17 protein-coding genes, 1 tRNA gene and 1 pseudogene are annotated in these 24,741 nt (G+C 52.7%); 6 read left to right on the top strand and 13 right to left on the bottom strand.

The genetic code is table 11. The annotated features are described in order from the left end of the window. Window positions 1-8 precede the first annotated feature (8 nt). From RZS32_RS08385 to RZS32_RS08370, 4 genes are read left to right on the top strand one after another with little or no spacing between them, the layout of a single operon-like run. Window positions 9-908 carry a SpvB/TcaC N-terminal domain-containing protein gene (locus tag RZS32_RS08385; RefSeq protein WP_339106882.1) on the top strand — a complete coding sequence of 300 codons (900 nt, stop codon included), beginning with the start codon at window positions 9-11 and terminating at the stop codon, window positions 906-908. Further along, complete coding sequence (locus RZS32_RS08380; RefSeq protein ID WP_339106881.1) at window positions 905-1,504, top strand: hypothetical protein; 600 nt, start codon at window positions 905-907, stop codon at window positions 1,502-1,504. The genes RZS32_RS08385 and RZS32_RS08380 overlap by 4 nt, the downstream gene beginning before the upstream one ends. Continuing rightward, entirely contained in the window at window positions 1,480-7,686 is a 6,207-nt protein-coding gene (locus RZS32_RS08375) for an RHS repeat-associated core domain-containing protein (protein WP_339106880.1), read from the top strand. Before RZS32_RS08380 ends, RZS32_RS08375 begins: the two co-directional genes overlap by 25 nt. Before the next feature lie 9 nt (window positions 7,687-7,695). Beyond that, window positions 7,696-8,094: a hypothetical protein gene (locus RZS32_RS08370; RefSeq protein WP_317056542.1), complete on the top strand. Its 399-nt coding sequence runs from the start codon at window positions 7,696-7,698 to the stop codon at window positions 8,092-8,094. 505 nt (window positions 8,095-8,599) lie between these two features. Here RZS32_RS08370 and RZS32_RS08365 read toward each other — a convergent pair. From RZS32_RS08365 to RZS32_RS08330, 8 genes are all read right to left on the bottom strand, one after another. Next, window positions 8,600-8,676 (bottom strand) — tRNA-Pro (locus RZS32_RS08365). A gap of 333 nt (window positions 8,677-9,009) precedes the next feature. Beyond that, window positions 9,010-10,116, bottom strand: a complete 1,107-nt coding sequence (gene leuB, locus RZS32_RS08360; RefSeq protein WP_317056541.1) for a 3-isopropylmalate dehydrogenase — start codon at window positions 10,114-10,116, stop codon at window positions 9,010-9,012. Window positions 10,117-10,219: 103 nt separating this feature from the next. Continuing rightward, window positions 10,220-11,272 (bottom strand): endonuclease/exonuclease/phosphatase family protein, encoded by a 1,053-nt coding sequence (locus RZS32_RS08355; RefSeq protein ID WP_317056540.1) that lies wholly within the window; start codon window positions 11,270-11,272, stop codon window positions 10,220-10,222. Between the two features lie 17 nt (window positions 11,273-11,289). Beyond that, window positions 11,290-12,321 (bottom strand): hypothetical protein, encoded by a 1,032-nt coding sequence (locus tag RZS32_RS08350; RefSeq protein WP_317056539.1) that lies wholly within the window; start codon window positions 12,319-12,321, stop codon window positions 11,290-11,292. A 168-nt stretch (window positions 12,322-12,489) separates the two neighbouring features. Continuing rightward, window positions 12,490-13,095 carry a 3-isopropylmalate dehydratase small subunit gene (leuD, locus tag RZS32_RS08345; RefSeq protein ID WP_317056538.1) on the bottom strand — a complete coding sequence of 202 codons (606 nt, stop codon included), beginning with the start codon at window positions 13,093-13,095 and terminating at the stop codon, window positions 12,490-12,492. Then, window positions 13,095-14,501 (bottom strand): 3-isopropylmalate dehydratase large subunit, encoded by a 1,407-nt coding sequence (gene leuC / locus RZS32_RS08340; RefSeq protein WP_317056537.1) that lies wholly within the window; start codon window positions 14,499-14,501, stop codon window positions 13,095-13,097. Before leuC ends, leuD begins: the two co-directional genes overlap by 1 nt. Window positions 14,502-14,760: 259 nt before the next feature. Next, window positions 14,761-15,462 carry a response regulator gene (locus RZS32_RS08335; protein ID WP_317056536.1) on the bottom strand — a complete coding sequence of 234 codons (702 nt, stop codon included), beginning with the start codon at window positions 15,460-15,462 and terminating at the stop codon, window positions 14,761-14,763. After that, window positions 15,459-15,956 carry a MarR family winged helix-turn-helix transcriptional regulator gene (locus tag RZS32_RS08330; protein ID WP_317056535.1) on the bottom strand — a complete coding sequence of 166 codons (498 nt, stop codon included), beginning with the start codon at window positions 15,954-15,956 and terminating at the stop codon, window positions 15,459-15,461. The genes RZS32_RS08335 and RZS32_RS08330 overlap by 4 nt, the downstream gene beginning before the upstream one ends. A 165-nt stretch (window positions 15,957-16,121) precedes the next feature. On the opposite strand from RZS32_RS08330, the gene RZS32_RS08325 reads away from it, so the two are divergent. Beyond that, on the top strand, window positions 16,122-16,988 hold the full coding sequence (locus RZS32_RS08325) for a branched-chain amino acid aminotransferase (protein ID WP_317056534.1): 867 nt from the start codon (window positions 16,122-16,124) through the stop codon (window positions 16,986-16,988). A gap of 80 nt (window positions 16,989-17,068) precedes the next feature. On the opposite strand, the gene RZS32_RS08320 is transcribed toward RZS32_RS08325, so the two are convergent. The 5 genes and pseudogenes from RZS32_RS08320 to RZS32_RS08300 form a co-directional block, all read right to left on the bottom strand. Then, window positions 17,069-18,286 carry an ABC transporter permease gene (locus tag RZS32_RS08320; protein ID WP_317056533.1) on the bottom strand — a complete coding sequence of 406 codons (1,218 nt, stop codon included), beginning with the start codon at window positions 18,284-18,286 and terminating at the stop codon, window positions 17,069-17,071. After that, window positions 18,268-19,955, bottom strand: a pseudogene (locus RZS32_RS08315) (ABC transporter permease). Before RZS32_RS08315 ends, RZS32_RS08320 begins: the two are co-directional and overlap by 19 nt. A 74-nt stretch (window positions 19,956-20,029) precedes the next feature. Continuing rightward, window positions 20,030-21,151, bottom strand: coding sequence for an extracellular solute-binding protein (locus RZS32_RS08310; protein WP_317056531.1), 1,122 nt, complete (start codon window positions 21,149-21,151; stop codon window positions 20,030-20,032). Between the two features lie 119 nt (window positions 21,152-21,270). Further along, window positions 21,271-22,374 carry an ABC transporter ATP-binding protein gene (locus RZS32_RS08305; RefSeq protein WP_317056530.1) on the bottom strand — a complete coding sequence of 368 codons (1,104 nt, stop codon included), beginning with the start codon at window positions 22,372-22,374 and terminating at the stop codon, window positions 21,271-21,273. A gap of 200 nt (window positions 22,375-22,574) precedes the next feature. Continuing rightward, the gene (locus RZS32_RS08300; protein ID WP_317056529.1) at window positions 22,575-23,150 is read right to left on the bottom strand and encodes a flavodoxin family protein; all 576 of its coding nucleotides are present in this window, start codon (window positions 23,148-23,150) and stop codon (window positions 22,575-22,577) included. Window positions 23,151-23,546: 396 nt separating this feature from the next. On the opposite strand from RZS32_RS08300, the gene RZS32_RS08295 reads away from it, so the two are divergent. Next, window positions 23,547-24,731, top strand: a complete 1,185-nt coding sequence (locus RZS32_RS08295; RefSeq protein WP_317056528.1) for a M24 family metallopeptidase — start codon at window positions 23,547-23,549, stop codon at window positions 24,729-24,731. Window positions 24,732-24,741: the final 10 nt, after the last annotated feature.

Here is a 24,741-nt window from a genome sequence, read left to right as displayed (position 1 = left end):
TCGATACTATGAAAACACTCCGCACTCAGCGGAGTTGGGTCAACAAAACCGCTAGCTTTGTGCTAGCGGTTTCTGTTTTGCTCAGCTCGTTTACTCACCTCACCTTTGCGTCTGTTCTTACCAACGGTGACGAAGGATACATTACCAACACTCAATCACTCGGCAGCGCCAGTCTCTCGGCCGCGGAAGTAAACGAAGCGAGTGGTGGTTTCTCATACGACTATGACTTTGGTTTGCCTGCTGGCGTTAACGGACACACACCAACCCTCGGTCTGTCATACAACAACCAAGCCGCCTCAGATATGCAGCCGACTGGATATGGCTTCAGTCTGTCGATCCCATACATTGAGCAGATCAACAAGTTTGGTTCGGAAGCAATGTTTGGTGCCAGCTCGACCTTCTGGTCAAGCTTGTCTGGAGAGCTGGTTGCTGATGGTGGTGACTATGTTGCCAAGTACGAAGATGGCAGCTTCCTCGAATACACGCTCAGCTCAAACGAATGGACAACTACTGACAAGTCAGGGACTACATACCGCTTTGGTTCTAATGCTGCAGCTCAACAGTCTGATCCAGACGATAGCACCGCGATCTCTCGCTGGTACCTCAGCTCAGCTACTGACACGAACGGCAACGTCATCACCTACACGTACACCGAAGACACGGGCGTCGTGTATCCTTCCACAATCTCATACGGACCATATCAAGTTGATTTTACCCTCGAAGCCGCTGACCCACACACCAGTGCTGCACTTGGCTTTCTCAGTGAACGCGATCAGCGAATTGCTGAGATCGAATTGAGTGAGAATAGCACGGTCTTCAAACGCTATGACATGGCGTACACCGATGGCATCAACGGCAGTCGCGATCTTCTTTCGAGCATCACTGAGAACAGTATTGAAGGGGAGTGACGACTGCGCTACCGCCAACCGAGTTCGACTATGAAGGTGTTAAAACACCAAGTTGGCAAACAAACAGCACGGTAGATTTTCCAGAACACTTAGAAGACCGCGACAACGGTACCCGGTTTGGTGACCTCAACGGTGATGGTCTAACTGATATCATTCGTTACGAGAAAAAGAATGACGATGGTTTTTATACTATCGATACTCGACGAGTCCATATTAATAAAGGTGATGGTACTTGGGATATTGATGTTGCGTGGGGTTGGGACGACATCGACGTACCTTTCTTTTATCATCAAGAAAGTGGATCAAACCATATTCGTGTTGATATGGGGTCGCGACTTATCGACGTGAATGGGGATGGACTAGATGATTTTGTCAGTACTTTCCAATGCAACAAACGCTTTTTTCTAGCTACGATTGTGAAGGTTGGAGTAATGAGTTCCCACTTAGCTCTATCCCGTACTCTGACCCAGCAGTGTACATCAACACTGGGTCTGGTTTCGTCAAAGACACATCTTGGACTGGTTTCCAACCACTCACGCAGTGGGACATTAACGAAGATAGATTTCGCAACATGGGCACCGCTTTTGTTGACGTGAACGGAGACGGCTTGCCCGATATCGTGCGAGGTATTGATACGGAAGATAATACCGCAACTCATCCAAGTCAGAATGTCAGCAGCGCCATCTGGTTAAATACTGGGTCTGGTTGGCAGCTGAGTACGCTAAAACTTCCAGTGTTCCTCGCGATGTATCCTGACCAATACGGCCGCGTGTTTAACTTCCATGAAAGTGGTGTTCGCTTTGCAGATGTAAATGGGGATGGCCTGGTCGACGTGATCCGCTCTTTCAAAGAAGAAAATGGGGCACAGCATCCCGACTATGATGAGAATTCTGTTTACCTAAACCAGGGCGATGGCACCTGGGCAACAACGACGGATTGGGAGATGCCAAAACGCTACGGTGCCATCCCAATTATTTTTACCAATCCAGATAACCCATCCGTTACGGCAGGCTATAACATCGCTGATCTGAATGGCGATCGGTTGCCTGAGATTGTTCGATCACAAGTGCACAACAACCCAGTTAAAGAGTACTATCTCAACATTGGAAACGGCTGGTCGGAGGAGACCTACAGTCTGCCCTTTAATCTCACGCAAGGGTATCGCGCTTATAGTGCTGGCAAGGCTCTGATTGATTTTGATGGTGACACGATTGTTGATGCGTGGAACCTACAATTTTCTGGCCACATCACTAACCAAGTTTCTGGTGGTGATGCGCGAATTAACACGAATGATCTGCCAGACATCGTCGTGGAAGTTACCGAACCGGAAGGGGGAATAACCACCATCGACTATGACGGCTACCTTGCTACCGTACAGTCAACGTACAGCAAGATCGGCACTTCAACTGCGAACCCAGTGGTAGTTACCCAAACGATTGCTGACAATGGTTTTGGTAATACCGTCACTGAGACCTTTGCGTACCAAGACGACCATAAGTATTTTGACGAGACGGATGTCCGCGATCGCCGCTTCGCTGGTTTCGGACAGGTCACCAAAACCACTGATCTCGGGAAAGAAATCACCTGGTACCACCAGGCTAACGGTGACGATAACGCCAGTGGCGAGACAGGTGACGAAGAAGCTCTGATTGGCCGCGCCTATCGCACAGAAATCACTGATCTCTCAGATAACCTCTTCACTCACTCCCAGACTGACTACGACACCCATGATCTCGGGAACGGCAGCACCTTTGTTAAGCTCGCTAGTGAAGTGATCCTAGATTACGACGGTGATAGCGACGAGAAAGCCCGAGCCACCTCATACACCTACAGCAACACTCACGGCTCAGTTCTCTCTGTCACCCAGCATGGCGAGGTGAATGCGTCGAGCGATGGCACCTGGAGTGACACCGGCAGTGACGATCGCAGCACCACGTACACCTATGCCACCGGCGGTGATCTGGTTCTGCCAGCCACGGAAACTCTAAAGGACGACAGCAACACCACTGTGGCTGAGACCCGTTTCTATTACGATAATCAAGCGCTCGGCAGTGTCACAACCGGCAATCTAACCAAACAAGAAGCCTGGATCAGTGGCGGTTCATATGCAGATCAGACCTTCACTCATGATACATACGGTAATGTGCTCACCGAGACTGATGGGGAAGGCAATGTCACCACCTATGGTTATGACAGCTTCAACCTGCATCCGACGACGATCACTAACGATCTTAGTCAGGCCACTTCATACGAATATGACTACCGCACCGGTCAGGTGGCCACGACCACAGATGTTAATGGTCACGTGTTTGTCACCACGTACGACGGCTTTGGCCGACCGACGAGTGAGACCATCCCTGATCCACAAACCGGCAGTCCAGTCACAAAAACAGCGTGGACATACACAGACACGGCCGGGGCAGTTTCAGTCACGCAAATCAATCACCTCACTAGCGTCCTCAGTACCGACGCGATCACCTACCTCGACGGCTTTGGCAACGTGATCCAAGAACGTCAGGAAGGGGAGGGTGACTACGCGGTACGAGACTTCAGCTATGGCGACAATGGCCTCTTGGAAACAGAAAGCTTGCCGTACTTTAGTGCTGGCAGCGCCCGCACCACGGCAACCACCAACACTGATCTTTTGAGTACCTATACGTACGATGCACTTGGCCGGGTGACCAATGTCGCAACCGTCGTTGGTAATACCGGAACCAGCTACGATCAGTGGGAAGAAACAGTCACCGACACCGCTGGCACCGATAAAGACTTCACCTATGACGCCTATGGCCGCCTGGTCACTGTCACTGAACATGAGGGCAGCAATACCTTCGACACTGACTATGGCTACGACAGTCGCGACAACCTCACTAAGATCACCGATGCGCTTGGCCACGAACGTGGCATCGCGTACGACGGCCTCTCACGCCGCACCAGCCTCGAAGACTTGCACGATCCGAGTGATACCACCTTTGGCACCTGGACGTTCTCCTACGATGACGCCAGCAACCTCACCAGTCAGACTGATCCAAATGGTCAAACCATCAACTGGGCATATGACGATCTCAACCGCCAATTGACCGAAGACTATACTGGTGCAGCCGGTACCGAGATCACCTACACCTATGACAGTTGTACCAATGGGGTGGGGCAGCTCTGCAGCGCCGCTAATACTGATGTGACAACTGCCTACACCTACACCGATAACAACCTGGTTGAGAGTGAAAGCAAGACGATCGACAGCACCACCTACACCACCAATTACGACTACGATCGACAAGGCAACCAGACAGAGTTGACCTACCCGAACGGGGACGTGGTGCGGTACACGCACAACGCCGCTGGCGCGGTGGAAACGGTTGAAGAAAAAGAGAATGGCGGCAGCTTCACTGATCTCATCGTTGATATCGATTACGGCCCACACGGAAAAGAAACGTATATCGAACGAGCCAGTGGTATTGCCTCAACCTACACCTTCGACGCCGGAGAACTATACCGCCTGCGCTCAATCGACACCGGGCCAGGTTCTGGTGGGCCAGGAGCTGAACTACAAGCGCTCGAAGCGGAGCTCTTCGCTACTGAGGTGGTGGAAACCCCGGTGGTACCTGAAGTGATCGAAGAACCGGAAGTGCCACCAGCTCAGGCCAGTAGCACAAAGATCGAAGAAGCACCTGAACCAGCGGTGAGCACCACCACCGAACCAGCTGAAGTGCCAGTTGAAACTGAACCGATCGCCAGCAGCACAACCGCAATCGAAGCTCCGGCAGTAATCTTTGATCTCGCGACATCAAGCCCAACCACTACGTCAAGCGTGCTCGACACGGCCATCAAGACCACCACTGACAAACGGGTCACCAAACCAACTGAAATTACCACCACAGTGAATGATCGAGCTCTACGACTGGCAGGCAAAAAACCACAGATCGAACTCAAGCTCGAAAACAGCCAGCAAGCCCGCGTGCTGCAGAAATATCACCGGGAGCGGGTCGAGGGCATGAAGGCACTTGGTATGGAAGGTACCAAAGCCTACCGAGCAGCCATGCATGGCTACGACCAAGCCGAACTAGCCCTCACCAAAGACCGGTACATTGAAATGCCTGGCGCTCCGGTACACAGTGCCGCTCGCGAGTGGGCTACCATGGAAGCCAAGAAGCTCGGCAAGACCCTGCAGGAAATTGTCCGACCAGCAGAAGCCGGGGCGTATCTCTTTAACACCGAAGACTTTGAAAGCTGTAGCACACTGCCGTGTTCATTCGATAACCTCTCAACTTGGGGCGGGGTGACTGCGTCGATAGACAGCGGCAGCCAGGTCGAAGGCACTAAGTCACTTAAAGAAGTGGTGACCGGTTCAGGTTCTGGAGCGCTTGAGCTCACTGACCAGAACGAAGATGAAATCTATGTCCAGTTTAAAGTCTATGTCCCGTCAAATATGACCTGGGGCGCGTCCGGCTACTACAGCCTCCTTCGCCTCGAGGACGTGGCTGATGGAACTGTCTTCTCGATGGCACTCGAAGACTGGGGAGACGCCCGCCTGACCATCAACGGTGACGTGCTGCCATGGACAAACACTGGGGTGAACCTCACTAAAGGGGCGGTCAATACCGTCGAAGTTCGCTTCAAGAAAGGTGCCACTGACGGCGCGGTTGATATCTGGGTCGATAACACCACTGCGGGAAGCCCAGACTATAGCTCAGGTAACGTGAATACTGGTACGGATAATGTCGACGATATCCATGTTGGGGTCACCTATTCACCAGAAGCGGTGAGTACTACTTACTACGATGACGCGGTCTTCGATACTGCGTTTATTGGTGACACCTCTGGTGGCGGTGGCGGGCCACTACCGGGTGAAGCTACCACTTTCACCCAAGACCTCACCTACACCTACGACAACGTGGGTAACATCACCAAGATCGTGGATGTGAGCGATAGCTTCAGTGAAGGTACTACTGATTACACCTACGACGACCTCAATCGTCTGACCAACGCCACTATGAGCTTTGGCGCAGCCGGCAACTTTAACCGCTCATACACGTACAATGAGATCGGCAACATCACCAACAAACACGGCACCGCCTACACCTATGACGGTCTAGGGGCAGGAGGCTCATCAGGCAGCTCATACACCCTCTACGATGACGCAATTGCGAGCGGGTGGGCTGATTGGTCATGGAATTCAACCAATAACCCATCTGACACCAGTCCGGTATCAAACGGCTCATATTCACTCGAAGCAACCTACAGCGCATCGTGGGGATCACTCGCGCTCTACAACTCGAGCATTGACCTGAGTGCCTATGACGATCTGACCTTCGAACTCAACGTCGGCAACAACACCGGTACCGAACTCTACCTCTACTTCCGCGAGAACGCCTGGCCAGACCCGATCCTAGGTGGCCCAGTCTTGCTCTCGCAACATCTTGGCGGCTTCCAGGCTAATACCTGGCAGACGGTGACAGTGCCGCTCTCAACCCTGGGAATTGATGGCCACAATAGCTCACTGCAGTTCACTATTGAGGCAGCGGCACCAACCACCATCAACGTCGATGACATCAAGTTTGTTGGCAGTGGCGGAGGAATTGGCAGCAGCGCCACCAATGCCAATCCGCACGCAGCAACCAATATTGGCGGCACCACCTACACCTACGATGACAATGGAAATGTGCTGACCAACAGCGCTGGTCTCCAGAACACCTGGAATTATCGCAACGAGTTGATCGAAAGCGGTGACGGTACAGCAACGACCACCTTTGTCTACGATCACACCGGACAACGGATCAAGAAGACCAGTCCAACCAACACCGCCACCTACTATCCGTTCAGCCACTACGAAGTGCGAGATGGTGACGTCTCAACCCACATCTATCTCGGTGGCCGCCTAGCAGCGACCAGGGAAGACGGCACCATCATCGACGTGCACACTGACCATCTCGGTAGCACCCACACGGTGACCAATGAGCATGCTCGCCTTGAACAAGTACTCGGCTACTATCCGTATGGGGAAGAGCGCACCAATGGAACTTTCGGAACGACCGAGAACAACAACCGCTACACGGGTTACGATCACGATGAAGAAACTGGACTGAACTACGCTGGTGCTCGCTACCAGAGTGGCCCTGAAGCCAGATTTACCAGTCAAGACCCGGTTGCTCTCAAGATAGGGGACTGGGGTGATATGAACGCTGATGCAGCTATTCCATTACCTGACTACTTCCGTGATCCACAGCGCTTCAATACGTACGCTTATGCGGGGAACAATCCGATTAAAAATGTCGATCTGACTGGGAAGGACTATGGGGAAGTCGCTCTGGCGGGATTTGTAGGTGCTTGGGGTGGATCAATCGGTCTCAGGTTCGATCCGAGTAAAGGAAGGCTGGATGTTGTTGGCTCAAGCGTCTACGGCGGCGGCGGATCAGCAGAGCTTTCAGCCACTTACAATTCAGGCGAACTACCATCTGAACCACATTACGTTACTACGGGCGCAGAATTCACAGTCCAAACACCAGTTCCTGGCCTCGTTGTGAAGGGTGGAGCGGATGTTGCAATGAGCACCAACAACCCTGGCGCATATGAGGAGAGTATTAACATCGGCGCTGGCCTCGGAGCAGGTCTATCAGCTGGTGGAGGTTCGACACTCGGTGTCAGGTTATTTGATCTCAGTAGCGGAGAGAACATCTTTTCCGACGTTTGGAACTACGTGAGAAGTGTTCCAGCTGATCTTCAGCAGTCACAACGTACGATAGATGATAAAGTAAATTCGGATGATTATTCAGAATAAGTAGAACTTATGGAAAGAGAGATTTTAATTGGTATAGCTTTCATTTTGATTGGCGCCTACCTCATCGTTTTTCGGAAGTGGCTTGCTGCCAATCAGGCGAAATGGGCCTCTGAACGCGGTGGTCTTGTTGAAAAGAATGTAAACAGTATTAGCCCTACAGGTCATGAGCGTAACGCGCTGATTATCGGCCTATTGTTGTTGTGTGCCGGGTCTGTAGTGATTTTCCGTGGAAAAATAGATTTTCGCTCACTCGTTGATTTGGAACTGATCGCATGGGGTTTCTTTGGACTAGGGATTATAAGCTTTGGTCATGCTGTTATCTTTAAAAGAACCAAGTGGAGCGTTGTTGTTGCAACCTTCTTATTATTGCTTGTTACGATCTTCTTGATTTCTGTCGTTACTGCTTAGCTTTTTGCTTCAGGCATATGACAGAGATGGAAATTATGGAAATCGTCTTATTGGCAGTATCACTAGTATGCATTGGATATGGCTTACTAGGTCTTCGTATTGTCTTTGACCGAAACTTTGCCAGAGGTGTAGGCAACAAGTTCCGCCGAATGTACGGAGTAACTAGCACGGGTGAATTAGATGAGGAAATTTATGACCGATACACTCGTGGCATTCCTGCCGTGATGCTTGGCTTCGGTATAGCATTCCTGTGCGTTCGAGCGATCCTTTAACACCAACTCGACCGGTGATGTTGGCGAACAAGTCTTCGATCGTCTTGGCCGAGGAATTCCGGCAATGATAGTCGGGTTTGTCGTCGCTGCATGTAACTTTGAAAAGAAAACGGCCCGCTTCGGCGGGCCGTTTTCTTTTTGGTTTCGTCACTAGCGTTGCCACGGCCAGAGACAAAAACGAGACAATTATTGGCCAAGTTTCAATCGAACACTTTATAAGTATTTGTAATCATTGGTCGGAGTGAGAGGATTCGAACCTCCGGCCCCTGCCTCCCGAAGACAGTGCTCTACCAGGCTGAGCTACACTCCGTGCGGATGTGCCTGTACCAGATTGAGATTTTATTTTGCAAGCGGTCCGGCCTAGCCTTTTAGCAATGGTTTGAAATTTCGTTTTTGGAGAATTCGGCAGGTGATTTCTCATGTTTTGGGGCGCCTAAACGTGGTAGCGGCAAGCGCGTATCTGAAGCGTTTCGCGATAAACCTGAGTCACGGATGATCGAGAAACGCCGCGCGACACCCAATCGTCGCACACGTTTCGCCTTTCACTGGTGTCTCAGGTTGAAGTCGAAACGCTTTAGGGTACAAAAAGTCCTTCTACATCGCATGACGCGACACAGAAGAACCTTGTCAAAAAATGGACAACTTAAAGGGAAGCGGTTAGCGCCGTGACAATTGCGTCACCCATTTCTGATGTAGACACAGGCGACACACCGTCTTCCCCCAAAAGATCAGCGGTGCGCACACCATCGGCCAGAACCTTCTCAACCGCTTGCTCCAGACGCGTGGCTTCGTCCCCCTGATCAAAGCTGTAGCGCAACGCCATCGCAAAACTGAGAACACAGGCAATTGGATTGGCTTTGCCTTGCCCTGTGATGTCTGGCGCGGATCCGTGCACAGGCTCATAGAGCGCCTTGGGACGACCATTGGCCATAGGGGCGCCCAGCGATGCAGAGGGCAGCATGCCGAGCGAGCCGGTCAGCATCGCGGCGCAGTCTGACAAGATGTCACCAAAGAGGTTGTCTGTCAGGATCACATCGAATTGCTTTGGCGCACGAACCAGCTGCATCGCGCCGTTATCGGCATACATGTGACTCAACTCGACATCCGGGTAATCTTCGTCATGCACCTTCTGCACGACTTCACGCCATAGGATGCCGCTTTCCATCACATTGGCCTTCTCCATAGAGCAGACCTTGTTACCGCGCTTGCGAGCCAGTTCGAAGGCGGCGCGCGCCGCGCGGTCGATCTCACTTTCGGTGTAGCGTTGGGTGTTGATGCCGACGCGCTCATTGCCTTCTTCAAAGATGCCACGTGGCTCTCCGAAATAGACGCCCGAGGTCAGTTCACGCACGATCATGATATCGAGGCCCGCGACGACGTCTTTTTTCAGCGATGAGAAATCGGCCAGCGCGTCAAAGCATTGTGCGGGGCGCAGGTTGGCGAAAAGATCCATCTCCTTACGCAAGCGCAAAAGGCCACGTTCGGGCTTAACCGAGAAATCCAGATCATCGTATTTCGGACCTCCGACAGCCCCAAGAAGAACGGCATCCACCTCCTGGGCTTTGGCCATGGTATCGTCATGCAACGGCGTGCCATGCGCATCGTAGGCGGCACCGCCCACAAGATCTTCGCTTACATCAAAATTCATACCGCGATTTGCACCAAACCAATCGATGACTTTGCGGACTTCGATCATCACTTCGGGGCCAATGCCGTCGCCGGGCAGAATTAGAAGCGAAGGGGTGCTCATTGCGTGTTCTCTCTCATGACTGGTTTTCGCGACTCGCCTATATCGAAGCGTTGGAAGGGTCAAGAAAAGTGGGGCTTTTTCGGTTGAAAGGGCATTGCGAAAATCAGTCCCAGGCTACATCGACCCAAACCAATCTGTGACGGCTCGCCTTGGCGGCGATTTCGCCTGCTAAACTGTCTTCCCGTGGCCAATAGACCCCAGATGCCAGAACAGAAAGAGAGCTGTCAGGCAGTACGTAGCTAACACGCTTGTGCCCTGGACCATCCAATGGCCAAGCGACAGTGTGCAAGTTTGGGTCGCCCAATTGACCCTCAATTCGTTGGGCTAGTAATTGACGCCTCGGCCGCGGATCCTGAAGGCGTGGATCCGTGATCAGGCTATGTATCGCCTCTTTTCTCCCGTCACCGTCCAGCGGGTCCAAGTTCGAATTACCTAAAACAACAAATGGCTCAGTTCCCTCGCCCATCGTCCCATCCATGACGTGCCGCCAAAAGACAATTTCGTCATGGTTGCGTCGGCCATTGCGGTCTTCTGGCCCATCAAACACGGGCGGCCCGGCATGAAATGCCAAAAGGTGGATCGGCCCGCTTTCGGTATTGATCGGAACAATCCAGTGTCCTGTGCTCGAAAGCCTCTGCACAGCAAGAGCTTCTTTCGAAGGGAAAGGGCCATGTTCTATCTCGGGAAGAAGCGCGCCTGGTACATCTTGCCACAGAACACAACTGAAGTCCTGGACAGTGGTCTCTTGGACTTCGAAACGAGATAGAATGGCCATCCCACCCTGCCCTTCGAACTCACCATAACTTTGAGCATCTTTGGGTAGCTCGACATGGCCATCGCCATTCATGTCAAAGCCGGTTGCGATACCCGTATTTGGTGGTCGCATATAAGTACGAAGCATCCTGTGCCCGTGTACAGCTATGCGCTCACGCAAAGCGTTCAGAGCCATCAAATCATGATCATAGTCAATATTCTGCAAAAGAATGACGTCTGGTTGAATTGTCGCGATCACCTGAGCGACGGCTTCAACCTGTTCATCTTGGCCCGAAACAATGTCGCGTAAAAGCAGGCCCGGACCATCGCGCGAAAGCTCGGTGTTGTAGGTGGCAATACGAAGCTTTCCCTGAGCCTCTGCAGACAGCGGCGCGAGCAACATGAAAAAAGCAAAAAAGATCAGGCCTCTTGCAAGCCCTCGGCCTGAGCCTTGGCATATACACGGCGACGTTTTTCTTCGATGAGCTCGGCTACACGGAAGAGAGCGACACCTCTTACCAAGATACTGGCCGGCAAAAGAGCCCATATAGTTGTCATCCAAATCAGCGTCTGCGGACTATCCACGGCCAAAGTACCAAACAACAGGGCCACAGCCTTGATAACCGCCGGGAGTAAGAATGGCAGAAGAGCTCCTAACACAATGTTAAGAGACGCATCTCTTTTCAGACGCTCAACAATGTCGCCTCCTCGCGTCGGATCGAACAAAGGCAGATTGACCCAGACATTGAATGCGCCGTTCCGCATGGGCCAGCCGAACAGTCGCACCAAAACAACAAAGGACAGCACCAACACGAGCGACGCAGAATAGGCTACTCCGGCTGACGTCCGCACCGCGTTCACTAACTGCGGATCAGTTTCAGACGGCAGCAGCAGAACCGGCAAGCGCACGGGCGAGAACGGGAAGTCGACTGCATTGCCAATGATTTGTCCGAAATACGTCAAGATCAGAGTGAGCGCGCTTGGCTGAACCTGGCCTCGGGCCACAAACGACAACCACACCACAACGATTGCCAGAACCAGAAACTTCATACGATTGTAAGGTGCAGCGAAACGAAACTCGACGATGCTTGGGTAGCGGCCAAAGTATTCGATGAACGTCAAGAGCGCAAAAAGAAGTGCGACGACAACAACCAGTTGCGCCGTATCCGGATCAACCGTCGGCAATATCAAAGCGGGCGCCAACATGAGGAGCACCACCAAGACGGCCCGCGACAGAGCGCTGATAAACCTAGAAACCACTACTATTTCCCTTTTGACTGGACCGACGCGTTTCTGTGCTGCGCCTGTGCTCCAATGCTGGGACCGCCAAATATGACGGCTTGCCTCAATATTGCCCAATTTCTGCCTTTTTTCGCTTTCTTGCTCAAGACTCGGGACAAATAGACTTAGTATTTCCGGCAAATTGATGGTGCTTGTGGTGCTGGATTGCATCAATTTCGGAACAGAACTGGGGCGCTCTAGTAGCAGTATACCAGATGTTGTTGAAGAACGTATGAGAACCACAAAAAATGCGCAAAAAACGGTTAACAATCCGTCTTTTGCGCGCTGTTTTTTGCCGATTCAGGAACCAAGACTGGCCCTATCTACAATCTTTAGGCTCTAAACCCAGGGTCGTGCGGCACTTGCCTGTGCTTCAAAACTATCGATTGCACTGACTTTTTCCATGGTCAAACCGATGTCGTCGAGCCCTTCGAGAAGGCAACGTTTCTTGAAGGGGTCAACTTCAAAGGTGAAGACTTCTCCATCAGATGTAGTCACGGTCTGCGCCTCAAGATCGATGGTCATACGCGCATTGGAGCCCTTTTCAGCGTCCTTCATCAGCACGTCAACCTGCTCTTGCGGAAGCACGATGGGCAGAATGCCATTCTTGAAACAGTTGTTGTAAAAGATATCGGCAAAGCTCGTCGATATCACACAGCGGATCCCAAAATCCTTAATCGCCCAAGGCGCATGTTCCCGGCTGGAGCCACAGCCGAAATTGTCACCGGCCACAAGGATTTCTGTCTCTCTGTATTGAGCCTGATTGAGTACAAAGTCCAAAACTTCGTTGCCTTGCCGGTCAAATCGCATCTCGTCAAACAGGTTCGCTCCCAGTCCGGACCGCTTGATCGTCTTGAGGAATTGCTTGGGGATGATCATGTCTGTGTCGATATTCACAAGCGGCATCGGCGCCGCGATCCCAGTGAGCGTTTCAAACTTGTCCATTACATCATCTCCCGCACGTCTGTTAGTTTGCCTGTAATGGCAGCAGCGGCAGCCATGCCCGGAGATACGAGGTGTGTCCGGCCCTTGTAACCCTGCCGCCCTTCGAAGTTTCGGTTGGAGGTCGATACACAACGCTCACCTTCCGACAGTTGGTCCGGATTCATCGCCAGACACATGGAGCAACCCGCAAGCCGCCACTCAAATCCTGCTTCTTTGAAAATGTCGGCCAAGCCCTCTTCTTCGGCCTGAAGACGAACAAGCCCGGACCCCGGAACAACCATCGCCCGCAAGCCGTCTTTGATCTTCTTACCTTTCAGGATTTCGGCAGCAGCGCGCAAGTCTTCAATGCGGCCATTTGTGCAAGATCCAATAAAGACCGTGTCAATTTCGATGTCTGAGAGAGGCGTGCCAGGGGTTAGACCCATATAGTCAAGGCTGCGCTGAGCTGCTCCGACCTTGCCACCTTCGAAGTCATCCGGTGATGGAACCTTGGCCGTGATTGGAAGAACATCTTCAGGCGACGTGCCCCAAGTGACAACAGGTGCAATATCTTCGCCTTTGATGGTTACAACCATGTCCCAATGCGCGTCATCATCCGAATAGAGCGTTTTCCACCAGTTCAGAGCCGCTTCCCATTGCGCACCTTTGGGCGCATGCGGGCGGCCTTTGCAGTATTCAAAGGTTTTCTCATCCGGCGCAATCAGACCAGCGCGCGCGCCGCCTTCGATGGCCATGTTGCAGACGGTCATCCGACCTTCCATCGACAGATGGCGAATGGCTTCACCGCAATATTCAATGACGTAGCCCGTGCCACCGGCTGTGCCGGTCTTGCCGATCACAGATAGAGTGATGTCTTTCGCGGTCACACCGGGGCGTAATTTGCCGGTGATCTCCACCTTCATATTCTTCGATTTCTTCTGGATCAGAGTCTGAGTGGCCAGAACATGCTCTACCTCAGAAGTTCCAATGCCGTGAGCCAAGGCACCAAATGCGCCATGGGTCGCCGTGTGACTGTCTCCGCAGACGACTGTCATGCCCGGCAAGGTCCAGCCCTGTTCAGGACCAACAATATGCACGATGCCCTGACGCACGTCGGAGACCGGGTAATAGTGAATACCAAAATCCTTGGCGTTCTTATCGAGCGCCGCCACCTGAATGGCGCTATCCTCGGTCATATTCTTTGGATCTTCGCGACCAGGCGTGGTCGGTACGTTGTGATCAGGCACGGCGATTGTTTTCTCCGGCGCTCGCACTTTACGACCCGCCATACGCAGACCCTCAAAAGCTTGTGGGCTTGTGACTTCATGGACAAGGTGGCGATCAATATAAAGCAAGCAGGTGCCATCTTCGGCTTCATGCGCCAGATGCGCATCCCAGATTTTGTCATAGAGTGTTTTGGGGGACATTGGTCCTCTCCCATTGATGTGTGAAACGAAAGGCGACAGAGGGCAGGCAGCCTAAAGGCGTGCCAGCACAGTCATTGTTGCGCCAAAAAACCGCCAAGGCAGGCGCGCGCGGTCGTCCATGTCAAAAACCTTTATCATAGATGGTCAGATACAGTCGGAAACTGAGTCTATCAAGGTCACACGGCACTTTCAGACACAAAGAACACCGCTTTGTTGAACTTACGAAGCCCAACTGTCTTGAAGGTTCAAAGTGCGGAACCTAGTCCGGAGCCAGCATGTAGCCTTCTCCGCGGACGGTTTGTAGATAACGCGGCTGTTTTGGGTCTGCTTCAATTTTGCGTCGAAGGCGCGTGATCTGAACATCTACTGCACGCTCTTGCGCCTGACCCTTGTCGCGGCCAAGGTCTTCAACCAGTTTCGTTCGACTCACAGGCTCCCGGAGATTTTCGGCAAATATCCGCATCAGTTGAATTTCGGTTGCCGTCAGACGCACAAGTTCCTCTCCACGCATCAGTTCAGAGCGTTCGATGTCGAACCGTACAGGCCCCATGTTCAGGACTTTGGGTGTCACATGTTCAGGTTCGGGGTCTGGCATACGGCGAAGGATTGCATTGATCCGCAATAGCAGTTCCTTGGGCTCAAACGGCTTGGGTAGATAGTCGTCGGCTCCGGCTTCAAGGCCTTTGATCCGGTCCATAGTCTCGCCTTTGGCCGTCAAAAGCAGAATAGGTGTAGTGATGCTCTCTCGCAGCGCCCGCGTAAATGCAACACCGTCTTGCCCCGGCATCATCACATCCATGACGATGAGGTCAAACTCCAAGCCTGACAGCACCCGACGCGCGTGGTCAGCATCGCGGGCAATGGAAACTAAAAATCCATGGCGATCCAGAAACTTGCGTAGAAGATCCCGGATGCGTTCGTCATCATCGACGATCAAAAGATGAGGCGCAGGGTCGCTCATGTATCTGTCTCTCTCATGGCTCTATATTTGCGTCGAAGTTCCGGGTCCATCATGGCCTCCAGAACCTGTCGAAATCCAGCAACTGCTGTGGGTCCCGCGGCACGATAAGCAGAACGCATGCGTGCGCGTTGCGCATCCGAGAGCCGTTGTTCAAGCGCGTGCCCGGGATCGGTCAAGGTTAAGTGTCGTTCTCGTTTGTCGATCGTACCTTTTTCACTCTTGACCAAGCCATCATCAATCAGTGTACGCAAAACGCGGTTAAGTGATTGCTTGGTCACACCCAGAATGCTGAGAAGGTTGCTGACCGTTGTACCTGGTCTGCGTGCAATGAAATGAATGGCGCGATGATGTGCACGCCCATAGGCCAGTTCAGTTAGAATGAGATCGGGATCGGCGGTAAACCCACGATACGCAAAGAACATCGCTTCGATACCCTGCCGCAGCTGTTCGTCTGTCAGGAACAGCAGGTTCTCTCCGCTTTGTACATCTGCCATCGGAATTCCGGCCACAACTTTCACTATCCAAAGTCAAGATACGTCAGCCTTGTTGACATTCCAAGGTCTAACTGGTAGCGATTCTCAGTTTCTGCGCAATTTTATGTCCGTTGCGGACATATTCTACGCAACAAATGCAAAGACTACCGCCTATGGAGAAGAGATATGGCAGCGTATGATGATCGTGACGGCAAGATCTGGATGGATGGAAAGCTGGTCGAATGGCGGGATGCAAATGTGCATATCCTGACGCACGGGCTCCATTACGCCAGCTCGGTCTTCGAAGGAGAACGCGCCTATAACGGCAAGATCTTTGAAAGCCGGAAGCATTCGGAGCGCCTGCATTTCTCCGCGGGTCAACTTGATTTCGAGATCCCGTTTACGGTGGACGAAATTGAGGCTGCTAAAATCGAAGTCCTCCAAGCCAACGGATTCACCGACGCCTATGTCCGGGCGGTTGCATGGCGCGCATCCGGCGAAGATATGGGTGTCGCCGCAGCACGCAATCCCGTGCGCCTGGCCATCGCGGCCTGGGAATGGGGCGCCTATTATGGGGATGCCAAGATGAAGGGCGCCAAGCTTGATATCTCTAAGTGGAAACGGCCCAGCCCCGAGACCATTCCAAGCCATGCAAAGGCGGCCGGGCTCTACATGATTTGCACACTCAGCAAACATGCGGCCGAAGCGAAGGGATGCTCCGATGCGATGATGTTCGACTATCGCGGCTATGTGGCCGAGGCGACGGGAGCCAACATCTTTTTCGTCAAGGATGGCGAGGTGCACACACCCGACCCTGATTGCTTCTTGAATGGGATCACGCGCCAGACTGTGATCAGCATGCTTCGCGACCGGCAGGTCAAGGTGCACGAGCGTCACATCATGCCCGAGGAGCTGGAAAGCTTTGAGCAGTGTTGGCTCACTGGAACCGCGGCAGAAGTGACGCCGGTTGGGCAGATCGGGGACTATAATTTTGAAGTGGGTGCTCTAACGCGCGATATCGCGGAAGGGTATGAGGTGTTGGTGCGGGAGTAGGCCTTCAGCAACTTCTGATAGCTATAAACAAGAAAGGGTGCCGTCTTCGGCACCCTTTCTTGTTTTAACTCTAGTTTACTTTACCCCGGGCTCAGCCCACGCAACCGTTCTGACCGGCGGCGCAGCAACTCGACCGCTGTCAGCAGCAGGATCGAGACGGTCACCAGGATCGTCGCCGCAGCAAGGATGGTCGGGCTGATCTGTTCGCGCAAGCCCGTGAACATCTGCCAGGGCAAGGTCTGTTGCTGGGCAGACCCAACAAAGAGCACCACGACCACCTCGTCAAAGGAGGTGATGAAGGCAAAGAGGCCACCGGAGATGACGCCCGGCAGAATGAGTGGCATCTGCACGCGGAAGAAGGTGGTGATCGGATCCGCGCCCATGTTGGCCGCAGCCCGTGTCAGAGAGCGGTCAAAGCCAACAAGCGTCGCCGTGACCGTGATGATCACAAACGGCACACCCAGTGCAGCATGGGCCAGGATGACTTTCATGTACCCCACCAACCTCTGATCAAGATTGAGATTCGCCTCAAGCCAGTTTCCAAGCGGCGCGTAGAAAAAGAACATGCCCGTGGCCGAGATGATCAACGGCACGATCATAGGTGAGATTAGGATCGCCATGATCGCCTGCCGTCCCGGTACGTGGGACTGCGATAGACCGATGGCGGCCAGCGTACCCAGACTGACGGAGATAAAGGTCGCAAAAGGCGCAATGATCAGCGAGTTTTTAAGCGGTGTCATCCACTCTTCAGTACCCAGGAAATTGCGGTAGTGTTTGAGCGAATACCCCTCGGCCTGAAAGTTCAGCATTTCGGGCGTGAAGGTAAAGAAATCCTCGGCGTTAAAACTCAGCCACATGACCGGAAAGAGCGGCGCGATCAGAAAGAAGAATACCAATCCGCAGATAAACAGGAAACTGTTGTACCACAACGTTTGACCCGCTGTGTAGTAGATCGGAACGTTCTTGCGGTAGGCACCGGAATCGAGCCAATAGGCGAACCAGCTCATCACAGCGCCAATGATCACACCGGACACCGCTGCACCCAGACCGCCCGCCAAAAGACCTGCAATTGCAAGCACGGCGATTGTGCCCCAGCGCGTGACGGTTCTGCGGTCTGACATGGCATGCGCGACAAAGGCCATGACTGCGCCAACAACAGCGCCACCTAAAGCCCCTATCCAAGGTTGGCCGTACACATTCCCGGCTACAAATCCGAACATCGCGCCCAAAACGGCGGTCAGAGGCAAGGTGAAACTATTCAGCGGCGGGCGAGGAATGCTTACTTTGAGATCAGACATGTCTCAGCCCCCAGCTTCACATTATCGATGCCGACAATCCTGTCGTAACACCAGTAAAGCGCCAAAACGACCAGCAAAAGGATCGTACCGAGCGCCGCAGCGAGACCCCAGTTCAGTGAACTGGAGATGTGATACGCGATCCTGTTGGAGATAAAGACACCGTCAGTGCCGCCAACGATCTCGGGCGTAATGTAATAGCCAATCGAAAGAATGAAGACGAGGATCGAACCCGCCCCGATACCCGGCACCGACTGCGGGAAGTAAACCCGCCAGAACGCCGTCCAGTTCGTTGCGCCAAGGGATTTTGCCGCGCGCAGATATGTGGGCGGAATGGTTTTCATCACCGAATAGAGCGGCAAGATCATGAATGGCAGCAGGATATGCGTCATTGCAATAATCGTTCCGGTCGCATTGTTCATGATGATCAGTCTGTTTGCATCATCCACAAACCCGAGCCAGACCAAAATCTCATTGATGACCCCCTGTTGCTGCAACAGAACTTTCCAAGCGCTGGTCCGCACCAGAAGTGAGGTCCAGAAAGGCAGGAGAACGAGGATCATCAGCACGTTTGCCGTTCGCAACGGCAAATTCGCAAGGATCCATGCCACGGGATATCCCAGCAGGATACATGCCCCCGTAATGATCAGAGACATGTAAAGCGTGCGGATAAACAGTTTGATATAGATCTGCTGTGTTTCAGGACGCGCTTCGACGCCTTCGATAGTTTTCTGCAAATCAACAGAGTTCAGAAAATAGCCTGTCGTGTAGTCCGGACTATAGAGCGCCATCGTGCGCCAGCCTTCGGTATCAAGCCAATCCTCGTCAGTCTCCACGAACATATCGCGAAAGCTTTCTTGCGGCAGTTGATCAAGATTTGCCGCCGCCGCTTTGAGGGCGGACGCCCCTGGACCATCGTAGGACGCTATCTGCTGCACGACTTCGGCCGAGCGAAGATCAACACCCAAACCAGCATAGACAGCCTCCCAAGGGCGCTCTTCGGCAACGACATCTTCTTCCACGATGGCCGTCCAGATGGCAAAGTCTGTGTAGGCTTCGGTGGTCGCCGGAAGCAATTCAAGCAACTCTGCTGAAGGTGCAAAACCGATATCACCCCGCATGCTCTCACCGGCCATCGCGGCAAGTATCGCGCGGCGGTCTTTCAAAAATGAGTCAGCCCCTTCGCCGGAAAGCAATTCAAACCAAAACTCGGATGTTTTGAACGCAGGGTCGATGTCTACAAGCGCATCTTCGAATTCTTCGCCCATGTCATCAAGGCTGCGACCTGTGCCACGGAACATCGACGACAGGCCCGGTTGCTCATAGTTCAAGCGGTTACCAACCTGCGTATGCCGCTTTGCTTCCGCTGCCTTGAACATATCGAAAAAGAGGGCCTGATAGACAGCTTCTTCGGGGGTTCTCCACTGTTGGGATCCCACTCCTGAAGAGCCTCCACGGTATGAGGCAGAGTGTGCGAAACGATCTGATTTTCCACAGACCGGAATAACATGGACACGATGGGAACGATGAATGTGACCAGCACAAAAATCAGCAGAGGCGCAATCAACAGAAGCGCTCTGAGCTTCTGACGCCGCAAAGTTCGGGAAAGGCTACGCTTTAGCGGTGAGCCGTCCGCGGCCAGAACAGGGCCGGTCTGCGTGGTGTCGCTCATCTTTGTCCCGTCGGTCTTTTATTATTGTGAGAAGGGCCCATGGGCCCTTCCCGGTATTCTAGCAAAAGCTCAAATTATTGAGCCAGCCACGCCTGGAATTTGGCGTCGATGTCGTCACGATAGTCCGCCCAGAACTCGTAGTTATAGAGGAACGTGTTCGCGGCGTTGTTTGGATCGGTGGGCATATGTGGTGCCATATCGATACCCAACTCTGCGTGCTGACCAACAAGCGGTGCAGAGGATGCACGCGCTGGGCCGTACGAGATGTACTTGGCTTGATCTGCCAGACGCTGCGTGTCTGTCGCAAACTTCACAAAGTCCATGGCGCGGTGCAGACGATCCTCAGGCAAGTTCGCCGGAATGATCCAGCCGTCCAGGTCAAACACCTGAGCATCCCACATCATGCCAATCGGCTGCTTCTGCTCTTCGATCGCTGCAAAGAGGCGGCCATTGTAGGTCGAACCCATGAAAACTTCGCCATCGGCCAGAAGCTGAGGCGTGTCGGCACCAGCGGACCACCAGATCACGTTGTCTTTGATCGTCGAAAGCTTGTCGAGCGCCTGTTGCTGACCTTCTTCGGTGGCCAGAACGTCATATACGTCTTCCTTGGCAACACCGTCACAGAGCAGAGCCCATTCGACGTTGTTGATCGGGCGCTTTTCTAGCGAGCGCTTGCCTGGATACTTCTCCAAGTCAAATACGTCACAGATTTGGCTTGGAGGCTCAACGCCGTCTGGCACCATATCTGTACGGAAGCCGAATGTAGTCGAGTAAACGATCTGCGGGATAAAGCAGTCACCGACCAAAAGCTCACCAAAGTCTTCCTCAGCAGACGTTCCATCAGGTGCAGCTGCAAGATCCTTCTCAGGATCGATTTCAATCGCCAGACCTTCGTCGCAGAGACGCAGCGCGTCTGCCGCTACGACGTCAACGACATCCCAGGTTACGCTGCCGGCTTCGTCCATCGCCCGCAGCTTTGCCACAGCCTCTGCAGAGCTTTCGTCCCAGATGACTTCCAGACCTTCGTGCATTTCCGCGTAAGGAATGGTGTAGGCGTTCTGTTGGCTCTTTTGGTAAGCACCGCCCCACGAAACCACTGTCATGGAGTCTGCCATTTTGGCATGGCCGTCAGCAAACGCCGACCCAGCCGCAACCACAAGAGCGGTCGATGCCATAAGTGTTGTCGTCAGTTTCATTTCATACTCCCAAGTATCTTCCCGTTTTTTACATTTTGAGCCTCGGTTCACGGGATGAAAATCCAAAGCCTCAGTTTATTCGCACCGCCTCCGTTTGAGCAGTTCGAATTCTCTAGTTTCTAGGGCGCATCCAGCGCCCGACAATCTTCCGGCAACCAGCCGATTTCAATCGTTTCACCCGGCGTTAGGCGTACCTGATCAGGCGCATTTCGCGATTTGATCACAAAGTTGTCGTTCCCTGCCACGCGAAGCCGCGTGCGGAAAATGTCACCCATGTAGATGAATTCCAGAACTTCAGCCTTGATTGTATGGGTGCCCTTCTTAAGGCGGTTCTTATCGAATTCCACACGTTCCGGCCGGATCGACACCAGTGTGCGATCACCGACGGCGCTGACGTTCACAGGTTTGCAATCAATCAGTTCACCGTCATCAAGTTCCACCAAAGCAATTTCGCCTTTGATCTCTTTGACAGTGCCAACAAGCGTGTTGTTCTCACCGATAAACTGCGCCACGAAACTGTTCTTGGGGCTTTCATATAGAACATCGGGCGCATCAATCTGCTGGATACGGCCATCGTCAAACACAGCAACACGGTCTGACATTGTTAGTGCTTCTGTCTGGTCGTGTGTCACATACACTGTCGTGATGCCAAGATCATGCGCAAGATTGGTGATCTCAAACTGCATGTGCTCGCGCAACTGCTTGTCAAGTGCGCCAAGCGGTTCGTCCATCAAAACCAGTTCCGGCTCAAACACCAGTGCACGCGCGAGGGCGATACGCTGTTGTTGACCACCCGAAAGTTGAGCAGGTCTGCGACCGCCAAAATCGCCCATTTGCACCATATCAAGTGCGCGTTTAACTTTGGCTTCACGATCCGATTTGCCCAGCTTGCGAACCTCTAGCGGGAAGGACAGGTTTTCCGCCACAGTCATATGCGGGAAGAGCGCGTAGTTTTGAAACACCATTCCGATACCGCGCTTATGCGGCGGGATGTTGTTAATTGACACGCCATCAAGGAGAATTTTGCCATGAGTTGCTGTCTCAAAACCAGCAAGCATCATCAGACAGGTTGTCTTGCCTGACCCAGAAGGCCCAAGCATTGTCAAAAATTCACCTTTCGGGATGGACAAGTTCAGGTCTTTGACGACCAGTATCTCTCCATCATAACTCTTTTGCACACGCTCAAATGCGACAAACGCATCGCTGGATTGCGAGTCTAGCAAGAGTGTCTCCCCATTTTATGCTTCGCGAGTTTTCCCGCGTTCGGCTGACACTTAAATCGGGATTCTTGCTTTTATGCAAGAAAACTTAACGAAATTCTGGGCCTTCACTAATCATTCGCTTTCTTTGCACGCACACGCGCCAATAAAGACCCTGAAACACCACGTGTCACGTCCAGATAGAAACCTCATATTGCCAAGGGCTATGCTTCATTTCCCAACACAATGCGCCGGGCCAAAAGATCAGCTTCCATCAGAGCTTCAGTATGGCGGGTGATATCACCAAACCCTCTTACATTACACGCACGCAGGAGATAGCGATGTGTGAACCCAAGCTTATCAAAAGCTGGTGCATACTGCTCCAGGATATCCGTGTAGTGATCTTCGCTTTCACCTTGGGTCTGAACAAAAACCAAAGTCTTATCGCGACCAAGTTTTGAGGGGATCTCGGCTGTAAGGTAATCTGGCACCAGAAAAGCAAAGAAACGGTCGAGCGCCAGTTTGGTCAAACCGGAAATGTTACAGAAGTAAATTGGTGTCGCGAGCACCAACACATCTGCACCTTCAACATCGGCAAGCACAGGTCCAAGATCATCGTCAGGCCCATATTCATTCATATGACCGTTAGCTTCCGTATATCCTTGAAACCGCAAATCGCGCAGAGAATGCGTTTGAGTTTGTGCGCCGTGGACCTCTGCGGCTGCGCAAAACCTCTCTGCCAAAAGATCACTGTTGCCCGCCTTCCGCGGGCTACCCAAAAGGCAAACTATGTCCGTCATTTCACCCTTCTTTATCTTCAGTCCCTCTACCCGTGGCCAGTCACCGCGGGCACCAAAGTGCCAGGCCGCCAATTGAGTGGCCCGATATTTCAACAAGGTTTGAGAAATTCCCGTTTCTCGTCTCGCCCTGCTTTTATTTCGCGCCCCAAGTGTGAGGCAAGATTGCGGAAACCAGAAACGCAAAACAGTTTTCGCTACAAAAACGCAGGGCTGGCACCAACGCGCACATCCCATGTCTTCTGCGTATTTCTCCTCCCGCTGTATACCAATGTGCGCTTCTTTTTCGAAGCGTCAACACCTAGATATTGACCGGGTGCAAAACGTTGCGCTGAATTCACTTTTGACCTTGGTTCGCTAATGAGTTTTGAATGTGAGGGTCAAAAGGACCAAACCAACATGAGCAAAAAACGCACCGTATTTTCAAATACTGAGTATCACCGCCGAATCGCAAAGACACGTCGTGCAATGGGTGACGCGGGCATTGATCTTCTGTTCGTAACCGACCCCTCCAACCAAAACTGGCTCACTGGTTATGATGGGTGGTCTTTCTACGTGCACCAAGGGGTCATTCTAACACAGGATGGTCTACCAATTTGGTGGGGCCGCTATATGGACATGCTTGGTGGGCGGCGCACATGTTGGATGGAGGATGAATTCATCCTTGGGTATTCGGATGATTTTGTGCAATCCACAGAGCGCCATCCGATGCAAGATCTGGCTCGACACATAATTGACTTGGGGCATTCCGGTGCGCGCATCGGAGTTGAGATGGAGAACTACTATTACTCCGCCAAGGCGCACGCTGTTCTTGCCGCCGAATTGCCAAACGCAACCCTGCTCGATGCAACCGCACTTGTGAATTGGCAACGGCTGGCGAAATCAGAAGACGAGATTGCCATGATCCGCCGTGCGGCGAAAATATCGGAAAAAGTGGTACATACGGCAATTAAACGCGCCGAGCCGGGTATGCGTAAAAATGATCTGGTGGCAGACATCTTTCACGCGGGAATTTCGGGCGTAGATGATATTTGGGGCGACTATCCTGCAATCCTGCCGCTTACCCCTTCTGGTCTCGACGCCACAGCAGCGCATTTGACGTGGAACGGTGACGAAATGCAGGCGGGTGAAGCTACATTTTTTGAATTGTCAGGATGTCATCACCGGTACCACGCCCCTCTATGCCGAACCGTGTTTCTCGGAACACCCCCGCCTGACATGCTTGAAGCTGAAAAGGCGCAGATTGAAGGGATCGAAGCCGGACTAAACGCTGCACGCGCTGGCAATCGGACATGTGACATTGCGAATGCGTTCATGAATGTGTTGACCAAATACGGCATCAAGCGCGACGGGCGCATGGGGTATCCCATTGGGCTGAGCTATCCCCCTGATTGGGGTGAGCGGACAGCATCAATCCGTACCGAGGACACAACGGTTTTGGAGCCTGGCATGACCTTTCATTTCATGCCAGCGCTTTGGATGGATACCTGGGGTCTCGAGACGACGGAGTCTATCCTGATCAAAGACACAGGACCTGCCGAAGCTTTCTGCGACATGCCCAGAAAGCTCTTTGTAAAACCATGATGGAGCGCGG

It is taken from the genome of Roseovarius sp. W115, from assembly GCF_032842945.2.
Classification (GTDB): domain Bacteria; phylum Pseudomonadota; class Alphaproteobacteria; order Rhodobacterales; family Rhodobacteraceae; genus Roseovarius; species Roseovarius rhodophyticola.
This window is presented reverse-complemented; position numbering and strand designations above follow the sequence as displayed.